The organism is Sphingomonas sp. PAMC 26621 (assembly GCF_000251145.1).
In the GTDB taxonomy this organism is placed as follows: Bacteria; Pseudomonadota; Alphaproteobacteria; order Sphingomonadales; family Sphingomonadaceae; genus Sphingomonas.
The window spans coordinates 72,125-86,544 of sequence record NZ_AIDW01000006.1 but is presented as its reverse complement, the minus strand read 5'-3'; the positions used below and the strand labels follow the sequence as shown (position 1 = coordinate 86,544).

Below are 14,420 nucleotides of genomic sequence, written 5' to 3'. Positions count from 1 at the left end.
AATATCCTTTCGAGCCTTGGGTATGCAACCGCACTCTTGCCCGCCGCCACCATTCAGGGCAAGACAGTTGCAAAATACAACCCTTATGGAGAGTCGAGCATGGCCGAGGCCTATATCGTGGACGCAGTGCGCACCGCTGGCGGCAAGCGAGGCGGAAAGCTTGCCGGCTGGCATCCGGTCGACCTGGCGGCATCGGTGCTCGACGCGATCGTGGAACGCACCGGGATCGACGGCGCGGCGGTCGACGACGTGATCATGGGTTGCGTGATGCAGGGCGGGCAGCAGGCTGGCCAGGTCGGCCGCAACGCGGTGCTCGCGGCAAAGAACCTGCCTGACAGCGTCCCCGCGGTGTCGATCGACCGGCAGTGCGGCTCCTCGCAACAGGCGATGCAGTTCGCGGCGCAGGCGGTAATGTCGGGGACGCAGGACATCGTGATCGCGGCAGGCGTCGAGAGCATGACTCGCGTCCCGATGGGCACCACCGCGACGCTGTTCATGAAAGAGGGGCTGGGCAACTACAAGTCGCCGCTGCTCGAGGAGAAATACCCGGGCATCCTGTTCAGCCAGTTCATGGGCGCGGAGATGATCGTCAAGAAGCACGGCTTCACCCGCGAGCAGCTCGACACCTTCGCGGTCGAAAGCCACCGCCGCGCCGCCGCCGCGACCGAGCGGGGGGCGTTCGACAAGGAAATCCTCGCGCTCGACGTCGAGACGCCCGACGGCATCATCAGCCATCGCACCGACGAGGGCATCCGCGCGGACGCGACGCTGGAGAGCATCGGCGCGGTCAAGCTGTTGCAGGAAGGCGGCAACATCACCGCCGCCAACGCCAGCCAGATCTGCGACGGCGCGTCGGCGGTGATGATCGTCAGCGAACGCGCGTTGAAGGAACACGGGCTGACCCCGCTCGCGCGGATCGTCAACCTGACGGTTACCGGCGGAGACCCGGTGATCATGCTCGAGGAACCGCTGTTCGCGACCGACCGCGCGTTGCAGCGCTCGGGGATGAAGATCGAGGATATCGACCTGTACGAGGTCAACGAGGCGTTCGCTCCCGTGCCGCTCGCGTGGCTCAAGCATACCGGGGCGGACCATGCGCGGTTGAACGTCAACGGCGGCGCGATCGCCCTGGGGCATCCGCTGGGAGCGTCGGGCACGAAGCTGATGGCGACCCTGGTCCGTGCGCTGCACGCCTCGGGCGGGCGCTATGGCTTGCAGACGATGTGCGAGGGCGGCGGGATCGCCAACGTCACGATCATCGAGCGGCTTTGATCCGACTTAGCCCCTCTCCTTCAGGGGAGGGGTTGGGGTGGGGAAGTCGAGCAGGGCAAACCTCTCTGCGAGGCACGCCCCACCCCCATCCCCTCCCCCGAAGGGAAGGGGCGTTCTTGTTCCAAGGGAGGGACCCCAACATGATTCTCGACTCCACCACCGCCGCGGTCGTCGCCGGCGGCGCCTCCGGCCTCGGTGCCGCCACCGCCCGCGCACTTGCCGCAAGAGGCGTCAAGGTCGCGATCTTCGACATGCAGGCAGAGAAGGGCGAAGCGATCGCTGCCGAGATCGGCGGCACCTTCTGCGAAGTGAACGTTACGTCCGAAGACTCGGTCGACGCAGGCTTCGCAAAGGCGCGCGCGGCGCACGGCCAGGAATCCATCCTCATCTGCTGCGCGGGGACCGGCAATGCGATGAAGACCGCGAGCCGTTCCAAGGAAGACGGCAGCATCAAGCATTTCAGCCTGGCGGCGTTCGACTGGCTCATCCAGATCAACCTCGTCGGCACGTTCCGCTGCGTCGCCAAGTCGGCGGCGGGAATGCTGACGCTGTCGCCCGGTGAAGACGGCGAGCGCGGCGCGATCGTGATGACCGCGAGCGTCGCCGCCGAGGACGGGCAGATCGGCCAGGCCGCCTATTCCGCGTCCAAGGGCGGGGTCGTCGGGATGACACTGCCGATCGCGCGCGACCTGATGGGCGAAGGGATTCGCGTCAATACGATCCTCCCCGGCATCTTCGAGACGCCGTTGATGCAGGGCGCGCCGCAGCAGGTGAAGGACAATCTCGCCGCCTCGGTCCCCTTCCCCAAGCGGCTGGGAAAGCCCGAGGAATATGCCAAGCTCGCGCTCGCGATGGTCGAGAACAGCTATTTCAACGGCGAGGACGTGCGACTCGACGGCGCGATCCGGATGGCGCCGCGTTGAATGGCGCGGCCCGATCCGGCGCGGCAGAACCCCGCGCACTATCCGCATAGGACGACGATCCAGACGCGGTTCCAGGACCTCGATGTGCTCGGCCATATCAACAACGTCGCGATGGCGGCGCTGTTCGAAAGCGCGCGCGTCCGGTTCAACCGCGCGCTCGAGCTTTCGGGCTGGTCGGGGCATCGCTGGCTGGTCGCGCGAGTCGAGGTCAATTATCTTGCCGAGGCGTATTTCCCCGATGACGTCGAGATCGCGACCGGGATCGGCGAGATCGGCAATCGTAGCTGGCAGATCCTGTCGGCGGCGTTCCAGAAAGGCGTGTGCGTCGCGACCTGCGACGTCGTGATCGTGATGAGCGCGAGTGGCGGGCTGACCACGCTGCCGGATAATTTCCGCGCCGGGCTGGAGGCGAACCGGGTCGGGTGATGTAACTGGTCGTCACCCCGGCGGGGGCGAGAGTTCTGCAAAACCGCCCGTCATCCTGAACTTGTTTCAGGATCCAGCCCTCCGCGAGTCCGGACTATGCTTGCTGCGCGGTGGATGCTGAAACAAGTTCAGCATGACGGCTGCCTTTTGGGGCGAGGGGTGACGACCAAACCTACGACTATCTTTATGCAGGGGTCTCGCAAAGGCCCGGGCCGCCCCGTTTTACGGCAACGGCGGGACACAAACACAACGGCCCCGGCCTCCGCCGGGGTGACGGCTGTCTCCCCGCGCGACACCCAACCTTGACTTCCGCCCCCGCCTCGGCCATATGGCGCTCATCGAAGCGTCATGCAGCGTGATCGGACTTTATCGTCCCAGCTCCGCCTCGGTCGTTATCAAACGGACTTCCCTTTTCACGCGGGGTGTCAAATCCTCCCCCCGCCATCCGCGCGTCGAGAACGTGCGTCCATGGCACATGCAATGGAATATACTTTCATGTCTTTCGCCCATCTCGGCCTTGCCGAGCCGCTCGTCCGCGCGCTCGAAGCAAAGGGCTATACCTCCCCCACCCCGATCCAGGCACAGTCGATCCCGATGCTGCTCGAAGGCCGCGATCTGCTCGGCATCGCGCAGACCGGCACCGGCAAGACCGCCGCATTCGTGCTGCCGTCGATCCAGCGCCTCGTCGCCGCCGACAAGCGCGTCCTGCCGACGCATTGCCGCATGCTGGTGCTCGCGCCGACGCGCGAACTCGCCAGCCAGATCGCCGATAGCGCGCGCGATTATGCCAAGTTCTCGAAAATGACCGTCGCGACGGTGTTCGGCGGGACCAGCATCAACAAGAACCGCCAGGACATGAGCCGCGGCGTCGACATCCTCGTCGCCACGCCGGGCCGTCTGCTCGACCTGATCGAGCAGCGGATGGTCAGCCTCGCGATGCTCGAGATCCTCGTGCTCGACGAAGCCGACCAGATGCTCGACCTCGGCTTCATCCACGCGCTCCGCAAGATCGTGAAGATGCTGCCGCGCGTGCGCCAGACGCTGTTCTTCTCGGCCACCATGCCGAACGCGATCCGCGAGCTCGCCGACCAGTTCCTCAACGATCCCGCGACCGTCAAGGTCGCCCCGGTGTCGAGCACGGCCGAGCGCGTCGAGCAGTATGTCTATTTCGTCAACCAGGGCGAGAAGCAGGCGCTGCTGACGATGCTGCTGGCGGACGGCGCGATCGAGCGTTGCCTCGTCTTCACGCGGACCAAGCATGGCGCGGACCGCGTCGTGAAGCTGCTGGGCGCGAACGGCATTCCCGCCAACGCGATCCACGGCAACAAGAGCCAGCCGCAGCGCGAGCGTGCACTCGGCGAGTTCAAGACCGGCAAGGTCAAGGTTCTGGTCGCGACCGACATCGCGGCGCGCGGGATCGACGTCTCGGGCGTCAGCCACGTGTTCAACTTCGAGCTGCCCAACGTGGCAGAGCAATATGTCCACCGCATCGGGCGTACCGCACGCGCCGGCGCATCGGGCATTGCGATCAGCTTCTGCGCCGAGACGAGCGGAGCTACCTGCGCGACATCGAGAAGCTGACGCGCGTCAAGCCCGACATGGTCAAGCTCCCCGAGGGCTTCATGGCCGAAGCGGCCCGCATCAAGGCGGCCCGCCCGGCGGGTTCGGACGTCAGCGATCGTCCGCGCGACGAGAGCGGTCGTCACCGTGCGCCGCCACGCGCAACGCATGCCGCGCGCCCGACCGGCGAGCGTCCTGCTGGTGGCAGCCGTCCGTATAACGCTGGCGGCGCAGGCCGTCCGGCGGGTGGCGCTGGCCGTCCTGCGGGCGCTGGTCGTCCGGCCGGTGGTGGTCGTCCGGGTGGCAGCGGTCGTCCGGCGGGCGGCGGTCGCCCGGCTGGCGGCGGCGGCGGACGGCGTTCGCCTGCTGCTGGCTGAGGCGTCCTGGCCTCGAACGATTAAAGAGCGGCCGGCCCGAAAGGACCGGCCGTTTTTTTGTGCGTAAGCTCCCTCCATTCCGTCATCCCCGCGGCGGCGGAGATCCATACTGGCTGGCCATGCCGCCAAAACCGACCGTTGCGACGATGGATTCCCGCCTTCGCGGAAATGACGGCGTTTGGGATCGGAGCCCTACTCACCTCCAAAACTCCCCCGTTGCCGCGCCCGTCACCCCGCGCTAGCATCGGGTTGCAAAAGAAAACGAATCTACAGGGGAGGGGCTGGCGAATGTCGCATCCATGCGTCCACGCGCGGAGTGATCCGGGCAAGCCTGCGCTGATCGTCGCCGAAACCGGCGAGACGATCAGCTTCGCCGAGCTCGACCAGCGCGCCAACCGCGCCGCGCACCTGTTCCGCGCGCATGGCCTGCACGCGGGCGACACGATTGCGCTGTTCTGCGAAAACACCCCGCAATTCTACGACATTGCCTGGGGGGCGCAGCGCAGCGGGCTGTTCTTCGTCTGCATCTCGACCAAGCTGACCGCGCCGGAAGTGCGCTACATCCTAACGGATTCGGGCGCCAAGCTGGTCGTTGCGTCGGCGGGGTTGGCAGCGGTCGCCGAACACGTCGCGCCCGAGCTTCAACGCTTCGCGGTCGGTGGTGTCATTTCCGGCTGGCAAGACTGGGACACGGCGGTCGCGACAATGCCCGCCGACCCGATCTCCGACGAACGCGCCGGGATCGACATGCTCTACTCGTCGGGTACCACCGGCCGTCCCAAGGGCGTCCGCGTCGCGCTGCCGGAAGACCCCGACATCGAAGCGACCACCGTGCTCGAGATGCTCGCGCGCGGTCTCTACGGGCTCGGCCCCGACAGCATCTACCTCAGCCCCGCGCCGCTCTACCATGCCGCCCCGTTGCGCTGGTCGATGACAGTCCAGCGGCTCGGCGGCACCGTCGTGATGATGGCGCATTTCGAGCCCGAAGCCGCGCTGGCCGCGATCGAACGCTACCGCGTCACCGCGAGCCAATGGGTGCCGACGCATTTCGTCCGGCTGCTCAAGCTCGATCCGCAAGCACGTGGACGGCACGACCTGTCGAGCCTCGAGGTTGCGATCCATGCCGCCGCCCCGTGCCCGGTGCCGGTCAAGGAAGCGATGATCGACTGGTGGGGGCCGGTGCTGTTCGAATATTATGCCGGGTCGGAGGGCAATGGCCTCACCACGATCGCCTCAAACGAATGGCTCGCGCATCGCGGGTCGGTCGGCAAGGCGGCGTACGGCGTGCTCCACGTCTGCGGCGAGGATGGCGCGGAGATCGCGGCGGGCGAGGAAGGGCTGATCTATTTCGAGGGCGGCGGCGCGTTCGAATATCACAACGACCCCGAAAAGACCGCCGAGGCGCGCAATGCGTTCGGCTGGTCGACGCTCGGCGATATCGGGCGGATCGACGCGGACGGCTATCTGTACCTGACCGATCGCAAGAGCTTCATGATCATCTCGGGCGGCGTCAATATCTACCCGCAGGAAATCGAGAACCGGCTGATCACCCACCCGCGCGTCGCCGACGTCGCGGTGATCGGCGCGCCCGATGCGGAGATGGGCGAGCGCGTCGTCGCGGTGGTCCAGCCGGTCAACATGGACGAAGCGGGGGCGGAGCTTGCCGCCGAACTGATCGCCTGGTGCCGCGCCGAACTGTCGGGGGTGAAGACGCCGCGCCAGATCGATTTCACCGCGGAATTGCCGCGGCATGCGACGGGCAAATTGTACAAACGGCTGCTGCGCGACCAATATTGGGGCGAGACGGGCAGCCGGATCGTCTGATGGAGGATTGCATGAACGACCGGGTTTCGATCACCGTGACCGATCACGTCGCGGACGTGCGGCTGTATCGCGCCGACAAGATGAACGCGATCGACCCTGCGATGTTCGAGGGGATCGGCGCGGCGATCGACTCGCTCCACACCCGCAAGGACGTCCGCTGCGTCGTGCTGTCGGGCGATGGCAAGGCGTTCTGCGCGGGGCTCGACATGACGAGCATGGCGGGGGGCGGCTCCGGCCTCAGCACGGTCGACCGCAACGACCAGGGCAGCATCCTGCCGCAGCATGTGACGTGGGGCTGGCGCAATCTGCCGATGCCGGTGATCGCGGCGGTGCACGGCGTGGCGTTCGGCGGCGGGTTCCAGATCATGGCGGGCGCGGACATCAGGATCGCCGCGCCGGGAACGCGCTTTGCGATCCGCGAGAGCTATTGGGGCCTCGTCCCCGACATGGCGGGCTTCCCGATCTGGCGCGGGCTGGTGCGCGACGATGTGCTGCGCGAGCTGGTCTATACGTCGCGCGAGTTCGATGCGGAGGAAGCGCTCCGTCACGGCTTCGTCACGCGGATCGCGCATGCGCCGCACGCCGCCGCGCTCGAGCTGGCGCATCAGATCGCGGCGAAGAGCCCCAATGCGATCCGCGGCGCGAAGCGGTTGTGCAACATGGCGTTCGATGCGGATGCGCGGACGTTGCTCGAGGCGGAGACCGCCGAGCAGGTCGCGGTGATCGGCAAGCCCGCGATGATGGAGCAGGTCGCGGCGAACATCCAGAAGCGGCCTGCGGTGTTTCACGACGCAGAGTGAACCAGTTGGCCATTTTTTTCGGCCGTCGCGAGACTTGTAGGAAAGTTGAATTACGGACTCGTCCTTTGCTGTTTTCCCGCGAAGGCGGGAATCCAGTGCCAAGAAGAACACCGTCTTGCAGCTCTCGAGACTCCTGGACTCCCGCCTTCGCGGGAGGACATCCATGAATCCTCAAGCACCCTTCCCCGGCGAAGGCCGGGGCCCAGTCGCGGGCCAAGCGTAGCGCCGTAGCTGCCCTCTCCATCGACCATCACGACTGGGCCCCGGCCTTCGCCGGGGAAGTGCTAAGACCTGCTACCGCTCATACGCCTTGGGCAATGCGCCTTCCTGCGGCACCATATACCGATCGCGCAACGCATCCTGTCGGGTGCGCAGCGGTTGCTTCACCCCGTCGATATAGACCGCCGCAACCCCGGTCCCCAGTTCCAGCGGATCGCCATCCCACACCACGACGTCGCCGCGCCGCCCCGCCTTGAGCGACCCGATCTCCTCGCCCATCCCGATCGCCTCGGCCGGCACCGAGGTGATCGCCGCGAACGCCGCGTTCCAGTCGAGCCCGGTCGCGCCCGGCAGCTTGGTCAGCGCGACGAGATTGCCTGCATATTGCTTTTCGAGCCGCGCCTGCCGCGCCTCATTGTCGTTGATCGTCCCGATCCCGACGAGCACGCCCGCCGCCTTCATCCGCCCGACGTTCGACTGGGTCGAGCCAAGCTGATCGAACGAATTGGGCAGGTCGGTCAGCGCCGAGGCAATCACCGGAATCCGTGCCGCCACCAGTTGCGGCGCGACCATCCAGCCCTCCGCCGCGCCGACGAAGACCATCTTCACCGCGGGAAAATCCCGCTTGAGGTCGATCAGCGCGAGCATGTCCGACGCACGCTCGACATGGACGAGCAGCGGCACTTTGCCGTTCGCGACGGGTACGAGGGCCTCGGCATCGGCGCGGGTCAGTAGCGCGTCCTTGCCCTGGTCCGCATAATGACTGGGGTCGCGCGCGAAATCCTTTGCCTGCGCCATCGCGTTGCGGAACATCGCGATCGCAGCGGGCCGGCTGCCACCCGCCGCGCGCCCGCCGTCCACGCCATATTCCATGAACTGGAACGCGCGCGGGCGGGTGACCGGCGAACGGTCCGCCCCGAGATCGATCACCGCGCCCATCCCCGCGAAGATCGACCCGGCGTTGTCGGGCGCGACGATCGCACGTGTCACGCCTTCGGCGCGGTTGAGCGGGATCGAACTCGTGCTCGAATTGACCGCCGATGCGATGTCGATCGCGGCGTGGAACGGGCTGGTCTTGGCGCCCGCATCCGCGGTTTCGTCGACGCCGTCGACTTCGACGATCCCCATCCGCGTGAAGCCCGCGACGATCCCGGGCGTGACCCAGCGTCCGCCCGCGTCGACCGCGGACACGCCCGCCGGAACCGCGACCCCGCGCCCTGCCGCCACGACGCGTCCGTCGCGAACGACCACGGTGCCGCCCTCGATCGGCGCGGAGCCGTCCCCGATGACGAGTTTCGCGTTGGTGATCGCGACGGTCTGCGCGGCGACCGGGGTTGCCAGAATGGCGGCGGAGAGGAGGAGCAGGCGCTTCACTTCACGTCTCCCGAGCCGGGCTGGCCAAGTTCGAAATCGGATACCGGTCGGCGCTTGGGATCATTCGCATCGTAGAGCAACGCGCCGTCGATCCACACCTTCTCGGGCCTTGTGTAGACGCTGAACGGATTGCCGTTCCACAGCACCACGTCGGCCATCTTGCCGGGCTTGAGGCTGCCGGTCTTGTCGTCGATGTGGAGCGCCTTGGCCGGGTTGTAGGTCAGCCATTCCCACGCGACCGCATCCGAAATGTCGATCCCCGCGCGCCGCCCGGAGGCGAGCGCCTTGGCGACTTCCTGGTTCAAGCGCTGGATCCCGTTCTCGTCATCCGAGTGGATCATCGCGCAGGCGCCGTTCTTCTGGAGCAGCGCGAGATTCTCGCCGATCGCGTCGTAGGATTCCATCTTGAAGCCCCACCAGTCCGCCCAGACCGCCGCGCAGGTCCCGTTCTGCTTGAGCAGATCGGCGATCTTGTACGCCTCGACCGCGTGGTGGAACGCCGAGACGTGGTAGCCGAACTCCTTCGCCATATCCATGACGATGGCCATTTCGTCCGCGCGGTAGCAATGGTTCTGGACCAAGATCTCGCCCGACAGCACGCCTGCGAGCGTGTCCATCGCGATGTCGCGCCCGGGCACCTCGCCGCCGTCCTTCTCGTATTTGTCCCACTTGCGTTTATATTCGACCGCCTTCGCCCAGGTCTGGCGGTCGACCGCGATGTTGCCCATCCGGGTCGAGGGCTCGCGGCCCTTGCTGCCATAGACACGCTTGGGATTCTCGCCGCACGCCATCTTGAGGCCATAGGGCGCGCCGGGGAATTTCATCCCCTGTTCGGTGCGCGCGTAGACGTTCTTGATGACGACCGATCGCCCGCCCATCAGGTTCGCCGAACCGGGGAGGATCTGGAGCGTCGTCACCCCGCCATTGACGAGCGCGCGGCTGAAGCCGGGGTCCTGCGGCCAGACGCTGTGCTCTGCCCAGACGTCGGCGGTGACCGGACCGGTCGCTTCGTTGCCGTCCGAATTGGCCTGGACCGCGGGCGAGGGATAGTCGCCAAGATGGCTGTGGATATCGATGATCCCGGGGGTCAGCGTCTTGCCGGTGCCGTCGATCACGGTCGCGCCCGCCGGTGCCGCGACACTCTGGCCGAGTGCGACGATCTTGCCGTCGGCGAATAGCACCGAACCGTCGTCGGTCTTCCCGCCCTCGCCATCGAAGATCGTGACGTGCGTGACGAGCGTCGGGGTGCCGGGATAGCGCTTGTAGGTCGACGGGAACGGATCGTGGCTGAACGCCTTGCCGATGCCGGGGCCCTTGCCGGTGCTCGCCTTGTCACCCTTCGCCGACGCACTCGCGGGGCGGCTGCCGCCATCGCTCGCGCAGCCCGCCAGCAAGGCGGCCAGCGCCACCGTGGCCAATCCGATCCGCTTCATACTTGCCCCCTTGTCGCGCGTTTCGCGCTGTCCTGGGCAAGTCATCCGGGAGGATGAGCGGGCTGTCAATCCATTGGCGACGGTCCCGCCACGTCGCCCTATTTCTTCGCCAGCCGTACCAGCTTGCCGCCGTCCTCGAGCAGCCAGATCGCGCCGTCCGGCCCCTCCGCGACATCGCGGACGCGCTCGCCGATCTTATACTGGTTTTCGACCCGCGCGGTGTCGCCGGACAAGGCGACGCGGATCAGCGCCTCGCCGCCGAGCGCGCCGATCAGCAGATTGCCGCGGAATTCGGGGAACATCGCGCCGGTATAATAGATCATGCCGCCGGGCGAGATCGACGGGTTCCACCACAATCTGGGCGCTTCGAGATCGGGGCGGCTGGGGTGATCGGGGATCGGCTTGCCCGAATAATTGTCGCCATTGGAAACGATCGGCCAGCCGTAATTCTTCCCCGGCAGGATCAGGTTGAGCTCGTCGCCGCCGCGCGGACCCATCTCGACCTCCCACAAGGTGCCGTTCTGCGCGAACACCATGCCGTACGGGTTGCGGTGCCCGCTGCTCCACGTCTCGGCCCGGACGCCCCCCGCTGTGACCTGCGGGTTCCCTGCCGCCGCCTTCCCGTCGAGCGTCAGGTGGAGGATCTTGCCGATCGCCTGGTCGGGATCCTGCGCCGGGGTGAAGCGCTGGCGCTCACCCGAGGAGAGATACAGCGACTTGCCGTCGGGGGCGAACAGAATGTTCGCGCCGAACTGCCCGCCGACCCCGTCCGACCCGGCGCGCCACAACACCTGCAGGTTCACCAGTGCGGTGCCGGTGAACAGCCCGCGGGCGAGCGCGAGGCTGCTCCCGCCGGGGCGCGGCTCGGAATAGGAGATGTAGACCAGCTTGCTCGTCGCGAAATCGGGCGCCAGCGCGATGTCGAGCAGCCCGCCCTGATTGTCGAACAGCACCTTGGGCGCACCGGTAACGTCGGCGATCGTTCCGTCGGCGCGGCGCAGCTTGATCTTGCCCGCCTTCTCGGTGACCAGCGCGGACCCGTCGGGCAGCACCGCGACCGCGAACGGGTCCTCGAACTGGCCGATCGTCTGCATCGCGAACGGCGGCGCGGTTTCCGTCACGTTGGCGCGCCCCGTGGTCGCGGGAACGTTGGGGACGGTCGCGTCGGGGGCATCATCGGGCAGGCTGGTGACGGGCGCGGCGGTCGGCGACGGGGTCGGTGCCGGGGTTTCGGCCGGAGCCGGAGTGACGGTGCCCCCGACCGGAGATGCCGTCGTGGATTGCCCCGATTGCCCGGAACAGGCGGTCGTCGCGAGCAGAAGCGCGAGGGGTGCACGAAAAAGCTGCATCAGATTTCTCCCGGGATATACGACACATACCGTCGTCGTCCCGAAGTTGTTCCGTCACCTCGACGGCACACCGCGACCGCGACCCCGCCGGGACGCGCCGCATCGGACGAATCCGGCCGATACCAGGCCCCCGTTCGCAGCCGCTTGCCAGCCCCCTGCAATCCGACTATATCGCCCCTATTCTCTACATCATCGGATGAAGAGGCTGGAGCCCCCCGGTTCCGGCGCCGAAGACCTTTGCCTGATCCTGAAGGACCAACCCGACTTGACCGACACCCCCGATCTGACCGCATTGGTAGCCCCCGAAGCCGAAGCGCTCGGGTTCGATCTCGTGCGGGTCAAGCTGTTCGGCGGCAAGGGCGACCTCACGCTCCAGGTGATGGCGGAGCGCCCCGACACGCGCCAGCTGACGATCGACGATTGCGCCGAACTGTCGCGCCGCATCTCGGACGTGCTCGATGCGCTCGAGCTCGAGGGCAAGGATCCGATCCAGGACGAATATCGGCTCGAGGTATCGTCGCCCGGGATCGACCGGCCGCTGACCCGGCTCAAGGACTTCAGCGACTGGGCGGGGCATGAGGCACGGATCGTGCTGCTCGCGCCGATCGAGGGCCGCAAGGTGCTGACCGGCACGCTCAAGGGCGTGACCGACGACCGCATCGCGATCTACCTCGCCAAGCATGGCGAACTCGACGTGCCGTTCGCGCAGGTCAACACCGCCAAGCTGGTGCTGACCGACGCGCTGATCGCCGCGACTCGCCCGCTGTCGATGGACGGTGCGGACGAGGAAGAAATCGAACACGACGACGAAGCTGTAGACGCGCCCGAGGGTGCCGACCGCGAAGAAGGACATAACTGATGGCCACCCCAGCAACCTCCGGCGTCACCGCCAACCGCGCCGAGCTGATCGCGATTGCGAACGCCGTCGCCACCGAGAAGATGATCGACAAGGGCATCGTCATCGAGGCGATGGAAGACGCGATCCAGCGCGCCGCCCGCGCGCGCTACGGTGCCGAGAACGACATCCGCGCGAAGCTCGACCCCAACACCGGCGATCTCCGCCTGTGGCGCGTCGTCGAAGTGGTCGAGGCGGTCGATGACTATTTCAAGCAGGTCAATCTGAAGGAAGCCGACAAGCTCCAGAAGGGTGCTGTCGTCGGCGATTATATCGTCGATCCGCTGCCCCCGATCGAATTCGGCCGCATCGCCGCCCAGGCCGCCAAGCAGGTCATCTTCCAGAAGGTCCGCGACGCCGAGCGCGAGCGCCAGTATGAAGAATTCAAGGACCGGATGGGTGAGATCATCACCGGCGTCGTCAAGCGCGTCGAGTTCGGCCATGTCGTCGTCGACCTCGGCCGCGCCGAGGGCGTGATCCGCCGCGACCAGCAGATCCCGCGCGAAGTCGTCCGCGTCAACGACCGGATCCGTTCGCTGATCCTCAACGTGCGCCGCGAGAACCGCGGTCCGCAGATCTTCCTCAGCCGTGCGCACCCCGACTTCATGAAGAAGCTGTTCGCGCAGGAAGTGCCCGAAATCTACGACGGCATCATCGAGATCAAGGCCGCCGCGCGCGACCCGGGTTCGCGCGCGAAGATCGGCGTCATCTCGCATGATTCGAGCATCGACCCGGTCGGCGCGTGCGTCGGCATGAAGGGCAGCCGCGTCCAGGCGGTCGTCCAGGAAATGCAGGGCGAGAAGATCGACATCATCCCGTGGTCGCCCGACACCGCGACCTTCGTCGTCAACGCGCTGCAGCCGGCCTCCGTGTCGCGCGTGGTGATCGACGAGGAAGAGGATCGCATCGAGGTCGTCGTTCCCGATGACCAGCTGTCGCTCGCGATCGGCCGTCGTGGCCAGAACGTGCGGCTCGCGTCGCAGCTGACCGCCAAGGCGATCGACATCCTCACCGAGGCGGATGCCTCCGAGAAGCGCCAGAAGGAATTCGTCGAGCGCTCGGCCCTGTTCGAGAAGGAACTCGACGTCGACGAGACGCTCGCGCAGTTGCTGGTCGCCGAAGGCTTCGGCAGCCTCGAGGAAGTCGCCTATGTCGGCGTCGACGAAATCGCGTCGATCGAAGGCTTCGATGACGATCTTGCAGCCGAGCTGCAGAGCCGCGCGACCGAGGCGCTCGATCGTCGCGAGTCGACCAACCGCGAAGAGCGGCGTGGTCTGGGTGTCGACGATGCGCTTGCCGCGCTGCCGCACCTCAACGAGGCGATGCTGGTCACGCTCGGCAAGGCCGGGATCAAGACGCTCGACGACCTCGCCGATCTGGCGACCGACGAGCTGATCCAGAAGAAGCGCCAGGAACAGCGCCGCCGCGCCGAGGATGCGCCCAAGCGCGTCGAGGACAAGGGGGGCGTGCTCGGCGAATATGGCCTGAGCGAAGCGCAGGGCAATGAGATCATCATGGCCGCACGCGCACACTGGTTCGAGGATGAGCCGACCGCGGAAGCGGAAGTCGATGCCGAAGCCGAAGTCGAGGAAGCCCCTGCGGCCGACGCGCCTGCTGCCGACGCCTCGGAGGAAAAGGACGCCTGATGCCGTTCGTCAGCATCCGCCTCTCGGGCACCGCGACCAGGGACCAGAAGTCCGGGATCGTCGCGGATGTCACCCGGTCGCTAGTAGAGCGGCTGGGCAAGAACCCGGCTGCGGTGCAGATCGTGATCGAGGAAGTGTCGACCGAGAATTACGGCGCGGGCGGGATCCTGATCGCCGACCGGGATGCACCCAAGTTGCAGGAGGACGCTCATGCGGAATCCTCGCAATGACGCTCTAGCGGTTACCCTTCGCTGTCGTCATCCCGGGCTTGTCCCGGGATCCACCGGGCCGCGCTCTCTGCGGCGCGGAGGACGTGCTGCGC

The 14,420-nt window shown here is 66.7% G+C and carries 11 protein-coding genes and 1 pseudogene; 9 read left to right on the top strand and 3 right to left on the bottom strand.

Features of this window, described 5'->3' with window-relative positions:
- Window positions 1-99 precede the first annotated feature (99 nt).
- From RI03_RS03000 to RI03_RS02975, 6 genes and pseudogenes are all read left to right on the top strand, one after another.
- Complete coding sequence (locus RI03_RS03000; protein WP_010215107.1) at window positions 100-1,272, top strand: acetyl-CoA C-acetyltransferase; 1,173 nt, start codon at window positions 100-102, stop codon at window positions 1,270-1,272.
- Between the two features lie 140 nt (window positions 1,273-1,412).
- Entirely contained in the window at window positions 1,413-2,195 is a 783-nt protein-coding gene (locus RI03_RS02995) for an SDR family oxidoreductase (RefSeq protein ID WP_010215105.1), read from the top strand.
- A complete protein-coding gene (locus RI03_RS02990; protein WP_010215103.1) occupies window positions 2,196-2,621 on the top strand; it encodes an acyl-CoA thioesterase in 426 nt (141 codons plus the stop codon).
- Window positions 2,622-3,116: 495 nt separating this feature from the next.
- Window positions 3,117-4,558, top strand: a pseudogene (locus RI03_RS02985) (DEAD/DEAH box helicase).
- Window positions 4,559-4,846: 288 nt separating this feature from the next.
- On the top strand, window positions 4,847-6,382 hold the full coding sequence (locus RI03_RS02980; RefSeq protein WP_010215099.1) for an acyl-CoA synthetase: 1,536 nt from the start codon (window positions 4,847-4,849) through the stop codon (window positions 6,380-6,382).
- An 11-nt stretch (window positions 6,383-6,393) separates the two neighbouring features.
- Window positions 6,394-7,182, top strand: a complete 789-nt coding sequence (locus RI03_RS02975; RefSeq protein WP_010215098.1) for a crotonase/enoyl-CoA hydratase family protein — start codon at window positions 6,394-6,396, stop codon at window positions 7,180-7,182.
- Between the two features lie 294 nt (window positions 7,183-7,476).
- Here RI03_RS02975 and RI03_RS02970 read toward each other — a convergent pair whose 3' ends face one another.
- The 3 genes from RI03_RS02970 to RI03_RS02960 all read right to left on the bottom strand — a co-directional run bounded on the left by RI03_RS02970 (window position 7,477) and on the right by RI03_RS02960 (window position 11,557).
- Window positions 7,477-8,775 (bottom strand): amidohydrolase family protein, encoded by a 1,299-nt coding sequence (locus RI03_RS02970; RefSeq protein WP_010215097.1) that lies wholly within the window; start codon window positions 8,773-8,775, stop codon window positions 7,477-7,479.
- Window positions 8,772-10,208, bottom strand: coding sequence for an amidohydrolase (locus tag RI03_RS02965; protein WP_010215095.1), 1,437 nt, complete (start codon window positions 10,206-10,208; stop codon window positions 8,772-8,774). Before RI03_RS02965 ends, RI03_RS02970 begins: the two co-directional genes overlap by 4 nt.
- Before the next feature lie 98 nt (window positions 10,209-10,306).
- A complete protein-coding gene (locus tag RI03_RS02960) occupies window positions 10,307-11,557 on the bottom strand; it encodes a PQQ-dependent sugar dehydrogenase (RefSeq protein ID WP_010215093.1) in 1,251 nt (416 codons plus the stop codon).
- A 196-nt stretch (window positions 11,558-11,753) separates the two neighbouring features.
- Between RI03_RS02960 and rimP the strand changes: the two genes are divergently transcribed.
- From rimP to RI03_RS02945, 3 genes are read left to right on the top strand one after another with little or no spacing between them, the layout of a single operon-like run.
- On the top strand, window positions 11,754-12,416 hold the full coding sequence (gene rimP, locus RI03_RS02955) for a ribosome maturation protein RimP (RefSeq protein WP_010215092.1): 663 nt from the start codon (window positions 11,754-11,756) through the stop codon (window positions 12,414-12,416).
- The gene (nusA, locus tag RI03_RS02950; RefSeq protein WP_010215090.1) at window positions 12,416-14,098 is read left to right on the top strand and encodes a transcription termination factor NusA; all 1,683 of its coding nucleotides are present in this window, start codon (window positions 12,416-12,418) and stop codon (window positions 14,096-14,098) included. Before rimP ends, nusA begins: the two co-directional genes overlap by 1 nt.
- A complete protein-coding gene (locus RI03_RS02945) occupies window positions 14,098-14,328 on the top strand; it encodes a tautomerase family protein (RefSeq protein ID WP_010215088.1) in 231 nt (76 codons plus the stop codon). Before nusA ends, RI03_RS02945 begins: the two co-directional genes overlap by 1 nt.
- Window positions 14,329-14,420 lie beyond the last annotated feature (92 nt).

Excerpts from the sequence above, each read along its gene's own strand:
- RI03_RS03000 (WP_010215107.1), top strand. The coding sequence starts at position 100 with ATGGCCGAGGCCTATATCGTGGACGCAGTGCGCACCGCTGGCGGCAAG.
- RI03_RS02995 (WP_010215105.1), top strand. The coding sequence starts at position 1,413 with ATGATTCTCGACTCCACCACCGCCGCGGTCGTCGCCGGCGGCGCCTCC.
- RI03_RS02990 (WP_010215103.1), top strand. The coding sequence starts at position 2,196 with ATGGCGCGGCCCGATCCGGCGCGGCAGAACCCCGCGCACTATCCGCAT.
- RI03_RS02980 (WP_010215099.1), top strand. The coding sequence starts at position 4,847 with ATGTCGCATCCATGCGTCCACGCGCGGAGTGATCCGGGCAAGCCTGCG.
- RI03_RS02975 (WP_010215098.1), top strand. The coding sequence starts at position 6,394 with ATGAACGACCGGGTTTCGATCACCGTGACCGATCACGTCGCGGACGTG.
- RI03_RS02965 (WP_010215095.1), bottom strand. The coding sequence starts at position 10,208 with ATGAAGCGGATCGGATTGGCCACGGTGGCGCTGGCCGCCTTGCTGGCG.
- RI03_RS02960 (WP_010215093.1), bottom strand. The coding sequence starts at position 11,557 with ATGCAGCTTTTTCGTGCACCCCTCGCGCTTCTGCTCGCGACGACCGCC.
- rimP (WP_010215092.1), top strand. The coding sequence starts at position 11,754 with ATGAAGAGGCTGGAGCCCCCCGGTTCCGGCGCCGAAGACCTTTGCCTG.
- nusA (WP_010215090.1), top strand. The coding sequence starts at position 12,416 with ATGGCCACCCCAGCAACCTCCGGCGTCACCGCCAACCGCGCCGAGCTG.
- RI03_RS02945 (WP_010215088.1), top strand. The coding sequence starts at position 14,098 with ATGCCGTTCGTCAGCATCCGCCTCTCGGGCACCGCGACCAGGGACCAG.